This is a genomic window from uncultured Thiodictyon sp., assembly GCF_903828115.1.
In the GTDB taxonomy this organism is placed as follows: Bacteria; Pseudomonadota; Gammaproteobacteria; order Chromatiales; family Chromatiaceae; genus Thiodictyon.
The window spans coordinates 1-7,900 of record NZ_CAIKKU010000522.1 but is presented as its reverse complement, the minus strand read 5'-3'; the positions used below and the strand labels follow the sequence as shown (position 1 = coordinate 7,900).

Sequence of the window (7,900 nt, the reverse complement as noted above, 5' to 3'; positions counted from 1 at the left end):
GGTCGGATTATTCGATTACGACAACGACAACGACAACGACGCGCGGTCCGGGAGAACGTCCGGTCGCTGTCGCTGTAGGGTACGCATCGCGTACCCACCTCCGGCGGTCGTGGCAGCTTGGCGGGTACGCGATGCGTACCCTACGACATGTGCGTTAACACATCAGTTCGGATCGCACCCGGCCGGCTCGCCCGGGTATCCCCGGGGCCCCCGGCGCTGTACCATCGCGGGCGGCCGGCGGGTATCCTGTTCCCGGCACCGTCGGCCGCCGATCAACCTTTGAAGCGCATTGGAGAACGCTGATGAATCCGCTCGATATGCTTGGTGCGGTGATGCAGTCCGGAATGGCCCCTGCGGCGGACAACCGGATGGGCGATGTGCTCGGCAAGATGATGGGCCAGATGACGGGCGGTGCCGCCGCGGGTGCGGCGCCGACGGCCGCCGGCGGCGGCGGTCTCTACGAGGTCCTGTCCAAGGCCGCCGGGGCCATGCTCGGCGGCGGTGCGTCCGGTGCGGCGCCGGGCGCCGCGGGCGGGGGTCTCTCCGACCTGTTGGCCAAGGCCGCCGGGGCCATGCTCGGCGGTGGTGCAGCCGGGGCCGGCGGCAGTGTGGCGGCGTCGGGTGGGACCGGCGGTCTTTCCACCGAGATCCTCAAGCAGGTGGCCGGCGCCATGTTCGGCGGGTCCGCGTCCCAGGGCAATGCCGCGGCAGGCCTGGGCTCCATGGCGGTGTTCGGTACCCTCGCGGCCAAGGCCCTGGAGTTGGCCAAGGGCATGTTCGCCGGCGCCCCGGCCCAGGCTGGCGGGCCCCCGGCGGGCGGCCTGGACGGCCTGACCGCGATCCTGACCGGGCTGCGTGCCCCCGCGAATCCGCACGAGCAGCAGCAGTTGATGGACGTGGCGATGCTGACCCTCAAGGCCATGATCAGCGCCGCCAAGGCCGACGGCCGGGTGGACGAACAGGAGCAGGCGCGCCTGCTCGGCAAACTCGACGAGGGCGGCATCACCGACGAGGAGCAGCGCTTCGTGGCCGCGGAGATGCAGAAGCCCATCGACCTCGACGCCCTGGTTCGCGGGATACCGAACCAGCAGGTGGCAGCCCAGATATACACCGCCTCGCTCATGACGATCACGGTGGACACGGATGCGGAGCGACGCTACCTGGCCGATCTGGCGGCCAAGCTCGGGCTGGACCGACAGGTGGTGTCCTATCTGCACCAGGCGGTCGGTCTGTCCTGAGCCGCGGCGCAACGCTGGTCCCGGGTGCCAACCGGGGCTGGTGGAGCGTCGCCGCCGGGCCGATCGGCCCGTCCGGCGACGCACCCGGCAACGCCCCGCACCAGTGCGCGGTCGGGTTTACCCCCGGCCGACCCCATTATCCAATCTCAAGCCCAGGAGTCTTCTCTATGTTCACCATGCTCTTATTCGTCGCCATCGGGATCGTGATCGGCTGGAACCTGCCCCAACCGCCGTGGGCCAAAGAGTGGCAGCAGAAGGCCGTGAACACGGTCCGTTCGCTCACCAACAAGCAGGGGCACTGAGTCCCGCCCCGGCCGGGGTCTGCGGACCCTGGCGCAGTTCATGCCGCTGTAGTAGTGCACCGGTCCTGCCCTTGGTCGGCGCGTGGGACCAGGTCTTGATCTCGAACGCGCCCCCGCGCCCGGCAACGGCCGGGGCGGTCCTTTGCAGTCACTCCGGAGACCCATCCCATGTCCACACTCTGTTCTGACCAGGCAATCCTTACCCTGGGCGGCAACGAATACAAGTTCCCCATCGTCGAAGGCAGCGAGGCCGAGCGCGGCATCGACATCAGCGACCTGCGCGCCAAGACCGGCCATATCACCCTGGATAAGGGGTACGGCAATACGGGGAGTTGCGAGAGCGCCATCACCTACATCGACGGCGAGAAGGGCATCCTGCGCTACCGCGGGATCCCCATCGAACAGTTCGCGATGGGTCCCACCTTCACCGACGTCGCCTGGCTGCTGATCAACGGGCGGCTGCCGACCACGGCGGAATACGATGAATTCTCCGCGGATCTCACCCGCTATGCCAACCTCGACGAGAGCATGCGGCACCAGTTCGAGGGTTTTCCCCGGGTCGCGCCCCCCATGGCCATCCTCTCGGCCATGATCAACGCGCTGTCCTGCTTCCACCCGGAACTGCATGAGCTGGAAGACGAGAGTCAATTCCGCCATGCCGCCGCGCGCCTGATCAGCAAGATCCGAACGATCGCCGCCTACGCCTTCCGGCACTCACGGGGTCTGCCCAATATCTATCCGGACCCGGCGCTGCGCTATGTGCCGAACTTCATGCACATGATGTTCTCCCAGCCCTACAAGCAGTATATCTGCCCCCAATTGGTGCGCGATGCACTCAACCTGATCCTGATCCTGCACGCGGACCACGAGCAGAACTGCTCCACCTCCACCGTGCGCATGGTCGGTTCCAGTGGGGCCAACCTGTTTGCCTCCTGTGCCGCCGGGGTCTGCGCCCTGTGGGGGCCGCTGCACGGCGGGGCCAATGTGGAGGTGCTGACCATGCTGGAGCAGATCCACCAGGGCAACATTACCCCGGAGGAGTATGTGAAGCAGGCCAAGAGCAAGGACAGCAAGGTGCGTCTCATGGGGTTCGGCCACCGGGTCTACAAGAACTTCGACCCGCGCGCCAAGATGCTTGGCGCCATCGCCGAGAAGCTGCTGCCCCAGTTGAGCGCGGGCGACCCGCTGTTGGAGATCGCCCGGCGACTGGAGGAGATCGCACTGTCGGACCCCTACTTCATCGAGCGCCAGCTCTATCCGAACGTGGACTTCTACAGCGGTATCCTGCTGCGCGCCATCGGCATCCCGACCAACATGTTCACGGTCATCTTCGCCATCGGCCGCCTGCCCGGCTGGATCGCCCACTGGTGGGAACAGAACCAGACCCAGGCCAACCGGATCGCCCGGCCCCGCCAGATCTATGTCGGCGAGACCCACCGCGACTTCGTCCTGAGGGAAAACCGGAAGTAGCCCCCGGCCGTGGGCGAGGGCCCCGACACCGAGGCGGTCCGGTCCTATCTGGGCGACCTGCAGGACCGCCTCTGTGTCGCCCTCGAAGGGCTGGATGGGCAGGCCCGCTTCCGGGAGGACGCCTGGGAGAGGACCGGCGGGGGCGGCGGGCGCACCCGCGTCCTGGCGGGCGGGGCCGTCTTCGAGCAGGCCGGGGTCAACTTCTCACAGGTCTTCGGCGATCACCTGCCGGCGTCCGCCACCGCCGCCCGCCCGGAACTGGCGGGGCGCGGCTTCCAGGCCATGGGGGTGTCGCTGGTGGTCCACCCGCAGAACCCCTATGTGCCCAGTTCGCACCTGAACGTGCGCTTCTTCATCGCGCGGCACCCGTGCGAGCCGCCGCTCTGGTGGTTCGGCGGCGGCTTCGACCTCACCCCCTATTACGGCTTCGACGAGGATTGCGTCCACTGGCACCGCAGCGCCAGGGCCGCCTGCCGGTCCTTCGGGGAGGCGGTCTATCCGCGCTACAAGCAGTGGTGCGACGAGTATTTTTTTCTCAAGCATCGCGATGAGCCGCGCGGCATCGGCGGGCTCTTCTTCGATGACCTGGGTCCCGGCGGTCTGCCCGGCGGTGACGGGAAGGGCGGCTTCGCCGAATGCTTCGCCTTCCTGCGCGCGGTCGCGGAGTGTTATCCGGGCGCCTATCTGCCGCTCGTCGAGCGGCACCGCGCCACCGCCTATGGCGAGCGGGAACGCGCCTTCCAGAAGTACCGCCGCGGCCGTTACGTGGAATTCAATCTGGTCTGCGACCGGGGCACCCTGTTCGGGCTCCAATCGGGCGGGCGGACCGAGTCGATCCTGATGTCACTGCCGCCGGAGGTGAGTTTTCGCTATGACTGGACGCCGCAGCCCGGGAGCCCCGAGGCGCGGCTCTATGAGCACTTCCTGGTCCCGCGGGATTGGTTGGCAGACTGAAAGGGCGTGACAGGCGCTATGGCCTTGATCGTCGTTCCGGCCAGCATCGGCAGGAATGAGGTCTTACGGGAGCAGTCCCGAACCGCACGGCGAGCGCGCAACCAAGACATTTAGACAGGATTAACAAGATTTACAAGATTTATTCGTTTTCAATCTTGTAAATCTTGTTAATCCTGTCAAGAGATTTCGGAACCGGTCACGGTCGCGGCCGTAACCATGATCAAGGCCGGCGTTGTCGACCAAGGCACGTTCGTAGGGTGGATAAGCGAAGCGCATCCACCAGCACTGCTGCGCCCGGGCGCGGCCGCTCAGCCGGGGGCGTCCGGGTCCAGGCCCAGTTCGCGCAGCCGTTGGGCCAACCGCTCGGCGCGCGCCTGTGCCTGTTGGGCCTCGGCCGCGACGGCCGTGGCGCGTGCGGCCTCCTGGTCGGCCCGCGCCGCCTCCTGCTCGGCCCGCGCTTGCTCGCGCTCGGCCAGCCGCCCGGTCTCGACGAAACTGCGGAAGGGACGGCCGTCCGGGCCGAAGAGTTCCAGGACCGGGCCTGAGGTCACGAACCGCACCCCGAGCCGCGGACTGGTCCAGCCGCCGAGATAGGACACGGGCGCGAGGTCCCCGCCCTGGCGCCGCCAGATACCCAGCGAATTGTCCGCGGGGTCGTAGACGTAGTATTCCTCGACGCCGTAGCGGTCGTAGTAGGCGAGCTTCTCGGCCATCTCGTCGCGGCTGTTGGACGGTGAGCGGATCTCGAAGACCACCTGGGGCGGGATGCCGTCCTCCTCCCATTGTTTGTAGGAGCCGCGCCGGCCCTTGGGGCGGCCGAAGACCACCATGACGTCCGGCCCCATGGGGTGGACGGCGTGACGGTCCGGGCGCGGGTACCAGAGCAGATTGCCGGCGACGAAGACCTCGGGTCGGTCGGCAAACAGGAGTTCCAGGTTGTCCTTGATCTTGACCAGCCAGTCGTATTGGTCGGTGTTCTCCGCCATGGGCAGGCCGTCGCTCTCGGGGTAGGGGTCGTCGGGATCGAAATGGGCGAGTGGGTTCATGGGGTCGGCTCCGGGTCCGGGGCTCGCGCCGAGGCCCGGGGCACCAAGCCCCGGGTCGGCGAAGACTTGCGGTTGATCAGGATCATAGACAACGGGGCGCGGGGCGGCAAGGTCCGGCGGAAAACGGCGGCGCCCAGGGACCCCGATCCGGTGCCTTCGCGCGGCGGGCGGGAGGCGGAGCGTCCCGGGATGCAACCGTTCTCAACAAGAACCGCCGGGGTGGCAAAGGGAAAAAAGCCGGCTATGCTTCTGGTAAAGTCATCTGCCCGGACGCCCCGGATGCCACGCAAGACACGCTTTTTCCTGTCCGGAGTGCCGGTTCACGTGATTCAGCGCGGGAACAATCGGCAGCCGGTCTTCTTCGGCCCGGACGACTATCGCTTCTATCTCGACCGGCTCGGGGAAGCCTCGCTTACGCACGGTTGCCGCGTCCACGCCTACTGCCAGATGACCAACCACATCCACCTGCTCGTGACGCCGCAGGATCGCGACTCCATCAGTGCGGCACTCCAGGCCCTCGGCCGCCGCTTCGTGCCCTACATCAACCACGCCTATGGCCGCAGCGGGACCCTGTGGGAGGGCCGCTTCAAGGCCAGCGTGGTGCAGGAAGACGCCTATCTGCTGGCGTGTTACCGCTACATCGAGATCAATCCAGTGCGGGCGGGGATGGTCGCGGACCCCGCGGACTACCCCTGGTCGAGCTATCGCGCCAATGCCCTGGGTGCGGCGGATGGCTTGCTCTCCCCGCATGGGCTCTATCGCTCGCTGGGTGCGACTGAACCGGAGCGGTTGAGGGTCTATCGGGAACTCATCGAACAGGCGCTCGCCCCCGCGATCGTGAAGGAAATTAGGGCGTGCCTGCAAACAGGCACGCCCCTGGGGAATGACCGGTTCCGCGACGAGATCGAGCGGGCGCTTGGCGTCAAGGTCGGTTATGCCAGTCGCGGCCGGCCGAAAAAGGTCAGGGATGAGAAGGGGCTGCCGGACGGTCAGATGCCATTGGGATTTTGAATAAGGGTACTGACCCCTTTATGGACCCCTTTATGCTTTGAATAAGGGTACTGACCCCTTTATGCTCTGACCCCTTTATGCTCTGACCCCTTTATGCTGCCTTTATGCTATAGACCCCTTTATGCTATATATCGACCAAAAAATCATAGCATTTCTGTTCATCCAATAATTCGATGAGCGAGAAAATGAGCATGTGCGTGGATCCAAAAATATTTTAGTATAGACTATCTCATTATCAGTTATTATTGGCTAATAGTAAAGCATCACACATTTGGCCTCATGAGCCGAAACGTCAATCCCAAGTTACCTGACAGCTTGGCGGAGTCGGGACATAGTTATCGCAGGCAACCAAGAGACGACATAAGGAGTGGTGGGACAGGCGTGAGGACTTTGAACTCTTTATTTCAGAATTTGTCGTAGAAGAAGCGTCAGGCGGCGCGCCGGAAGCAGCCGAGAGAAGATTGGAAGTGCTAAACGGGATCCCTGAAATTGAAATTACGGAAGAAGTCGAGTTAATCGCACAAGCGCTGTTGCTGCACGCATCCTTGCCGCCAAGAGCCAAAGTAGACGCGCTCCATATTGCTATGGCAGCCATTGGCGGTATGGACTACTTGCTTACTTGGAATTGCGCACATATCGCAAACCCGGCTTTCCGAGGCAGAATAGAAGCGGTTATCCGCTCTTTCGGGTATGAGCCGCCCATTATCTGCACGCCATTGGAGCTTTTGGAAATATAACATGAAGGCGAACCCAATTATTGACGAGATCCACAATACCCGCAGAGAGTACGCTGAGCGTTTCGGTAATGACTTGCACGCGATCTGCGAAGATGCCCGCCAGAAGCAGGGCCGTCAAGGCCGCCGTGTCGTACCAGCAAGCCCTAAACCTGCTGACCGTCAAGACATTTGTAACCACGCAGCCTGATTGTCTTTGGCATCTCACAAAGAGGGAAAAGGGGCTCGGCGCGTCAGAGACTGGGCAGCACAAAGCCCGTCTGGACGAAATGCTGATCGGAGGCGAGCGCGGCCTTGATCATAATGCCGGCCACGGACTGGCGCAGGCGGCCTTGATCAGAAATCCGGCCAATCAGCCAACTGCGAGGTCTTTAGTCCGCACAGCGGACCCTACGGCTCAGCGACCGTAGAGTCCGCTGTGCGGACTAGCGACCTCCCGGGCATCGGACGGCCCGAGTTATGATCAAGACCGACTCACGCATCCCGATTGCCGATCACATGGGAATCATGATCGGTCGACAGGTCTGCCGGCCCCGCGATGCGCACCCGGCGCAAGCGCGCAAAGAGGGTCTCGGCCTCCCCCGCGTCCTCGGTCTGGGAATCGACCACGACGACGCGCACGTCCCGGCCGTCGAGTAGTCGCTGATGTTCCAAGGGAATCTGGAGGATGCCGTCGTGGACGGTGGTCTGAAACTCGATCGCTTTCATGGATCGCACTCCGCTGGGTTCAGGTCTCCTGCGCAAGTCTACCCTTTTCTTGAGCAACCGCCGCGCCACCGGGCCGTAGCGCTGCCAACAATCCCCGCAGCAGGTCCAAAGGCGTGGGTGGGCAGCCGGGGATCTTCACATCCACCGGTATGACATTCTCCACCGCCCCGCAACTGGCGTAGGAGACGCCGAATTCACCGCCATCGCAGGCGCAGGTGCCGGCGGCGATCACGAGCTTCGGGATTGGAGTCGCGGCCCAGGTGCGGCGCAGGGCCGTCTCCATGTGGCGGGAAACCGGGCCGGTGACCAGCAGGGCGTCGGCGTGGCGCGGGGAGGCGACGAAGTGCAGTCCGAAGCGCTCCAGGTCGTAATAGGGATTATTCAGCGCGTGGATCTCCAACTCGCAGCCGTTGCAGGAGCCGGCGTCGACCTGGCGG

Annotated in this window: 9 protein-coding genes; 6 read left to right on the top strand and 3 right to left on the bottom strand. The window is 64.5% G+C overall.

Translation table 11 applies throughout. The annotated features are described in order from the left end of the window. The first annotated feature begins 302 nt into the window (after window positions 1-302). From QZY48_RS19285 to hemF, 4 genes are all read left to right on the top strand, one after another. Complete coding sequence (locus QZY48_RS19285; RefSeq protein ID WP_295434229.1) at window positions 303-1,238, top strand: tellurite resistance TerB family protein; 936 nt, start codon at window positions 303-305, stop codon at window positions 1,236-1,238. A gap of 167 nt (window positions 1,239-1,405) precedes the next feature. Beyond that, the gene (locus QZY48_RS19280; protein WP_295434227.1) at window positions 1,406-1,540 is read left to right on the top strand and encodes a hypothetical protein; all 135 of its coding nucleotides are present in this window, start codon (window positions 1,406-1,408) and stop codon (window positions 1,538-1,540) included. 168 nt (window positions 1,541-1,708) lie between these two features. Next, a complete protein-coding gene (locus QZY48_RS19275; protein WP_295434225.1) occupies window positions 1,709-3,010 on the top strand; it encodes a citrate synthase in 1,302 nt (433 codons plus the stop codon). A 9-nt stretch (window positions 3,011-3,019) separates the two neighbouring features. Continuing rightward, entirely contained in the window at window positions 3,020-3,964 is a 945-nt protein-coding gene (gene hemF / locus QZY48_RS19270) for an oxygen-dependent coproporphyrinogen oxidase (RefSeq protein WP_295434224.1), read from the top strand. A 308-nt stretch (window positions 3,965-4,272) separates the two neighbouring features. Here hemF and QZY48_RS19265 read toward each other — a convergent pair whose 3' ends face one another. Further along, on the bottom strand, window positions 4,273-5,010 hold the full coding sequence (locus QZY48_RS19265) for a Uma2 family endonuclease (protein ID WP_295434222.1): 738 nt from the start codon (window positions 5,008-5,010) through the stop codon (window positions 4,273-4,275). Between the two features lie 279 nt (window positions 5,011-5,289). On the opposite strand from QZY48_RS19265, the gene QZY48_RS19260 reads away from it, so the two are divergent. After that, window positions 5,290-6,021 carry a transposase gene (locus QZY48_RS19260; protein ID WP_295434220.1) on the top strand — a complete coding sequence of 244 codons (732 nt, stop codon included), beginning with the start codon at window positions 5,290-5,292 and terminating at the stop codon, window positions 6,019-6,021. Between the two features lie 401 nt (window positions 6,022-6,422). Beyond that, a complete protein-coding gene (locus tag QZY48_RS19255; RefSeq protein WP_295434230.1) occupies window positions 6,423-6,758 on the top strand; it encodes a type II toxin-antitoxin system VapC family toxin in 336 nt (111 codons plus the stop codon). A gap of 471 nt (window positions 6,759-7,229) precedes the next feature. Here QZY48_RS19255 and QZY48_RS19250 read toward each other — a convergent pair whose 3' ends face one another. After that, window positions 7,230-7,463, bottom strand: a complete 234-nt coding sequence (locus tag QZY48_RS19250) for a hypothetical protein (protein WP_295434219.1) — start codon at window positions 7,461-7,463, stop codon at window positions 7,230-7,232. Between the two features lie 19 nt (window positions 7,464-7,482). After that, a partial coding sequence (locus QZY48_RS19245; RefSeq protein ID WP_295434218.1) for a hydrogenase occupies window positions 7,483-7,900 on the bottom strand: 418 nt, incomplete at its 5' end.